At 54.7% G+C, this 1,196-nt stretch carries 1 protein-coding gene; it reads right to left on the bottom strand.

Annotation, left to right across the window (positions count from 1 at the left end; all coding sequences use genetic code 11):
* Positions 1-31: 31 nt before the first annotated feature.
* Positions 32-979 carry an IS110 family transposase gene (locus MJ643_RS30375; RefSeq protein ID WP_038408539.1) on the bottom strand — a complete coding sequence of 316 codons (948 nt, stop codon included), beginning with the start codon at positions 977-979 and terminating at the stop codon, positions 32-34.
* Positions 980-1,196: the final 217 nt, after the last annotated feature.

Raw genomic sequence — 1,196 nt, 5'->3', positions numbered from 1 at the left:
GTGGGAGATTCTATGGTTTTAGGGAAGTTTTTTAAGCGGCTTTTGACCGATACTCATCTCCGCTTTTCAGTAGGGCAAATACTACTCGCGCCAATTTGCGTGCGAGCATGACAAGCGATGCTGTCGTGCTAAAACCACGTGCCAGGCGCTCTTCGTAGTACGATTTCCATACTGCCGTGCGGCATGCCGACATGGCTGCGTTGTGAAGGAGGCGTCGAGCTTCGGGGTCTCCTCGCTTCGTGAGCTTGGATTGCCCTTTTTTCTGCCCCGACTGCGCAATCCTCAGATCCATACCCAAAAAGGCGATAAACGCATCACCCCCGCTGAAGTTGCCACGCTGAAACGTCGCAGTCAGGCGTGCAGCCGTTAGAAAACCAATCCCCTCGACCTTCATGCAGCGCTTTACCTGAGGCATCAGTCCGGCCTTTTCCAGCAGACCCTTGATCATCTTCTCCACCAGCAGCTCAAGCCGCTGCATCGCACGCAGATGTGTCTTGAAGGCGGCTCTAAGTAGCGGTTCATTAGCCCATCCCTGAGACAGGCTGGTTCGTGCCTGGACCAGTCCCGCACGTCGCCGAAACAGGCTCAGAAGTTGTCGATAGATAGCCGGTGGCGGCGCCCAAGGCGTAAGGTCCTGTCCTTCGTTCTTCAGATAGCGGGCCAACAGCTGGGCATCAATTGCATCTGTCTTAGCGCGTACGTTGACGCCTTTGCGGTAATGGCTCAGGGCGTAACCATCTACCACGTAGATCGTATGCCCAAACTCAAAGGCCAGATCCGTAAACAGAACGTGATAGATGTTGGTCGCCTCGATGGCCACGGACATCGCACCCGAGAGGCCTTTGAGCCATTTCTTAATAGCTGCTTTGGTATTGGGGATTGCTATGAGCTCTGCTGATTCATCGTCCCAGATGACCAGTTCCGCTTTGGCCACATCCACGCCAATCAGCCGCTTTGAATCAGCAACCACCATTGCCATGAGCAACTCTCCTCGATAGTGTTGAAGCACTTGAAGGGTCACCCAGAGGCGCTGGCTTGTGTCTTTCGTCGGTCTGAGCCCGGAAGCATTCTTTATCGGCGCTTGGGTGAAAAGGGAGGAGGGGCGAGATCTCCCACGGTCTGTACTGCGCTAACAGTCAGAAGCTGGCTTTGTCCCTCCTCCTCCCTTCAAGTCTAACCATACAAGCTGGCTTGCC

This window comes from Pseudomonas sp. PNPG3 (assembly GCF_023093815.1).
Taxonomy (GTDB): domain Bacteria; phylum Pseudomonadota; class Gammaproteobacteria; order Pseudomonadales; family Pseudomonadaceae; genus Aquipseudomonas; species Aquipseudomonas asiatica.
Note: the sequence above shows the minus strand (reverse complement) of the source record. Positions and strands in the feature narration are given on the sequence as shown.

What these genes read in the sequence shown, in the direction of transcription:
- MJ643_RS30375 (WP_038408539.1), bottom strand. Translation starts at nt 979, where the DNA reads ATGGCAATGGTGGTTGCTGATTCAAAGCGGCTGATTGGCGTGGATGTG.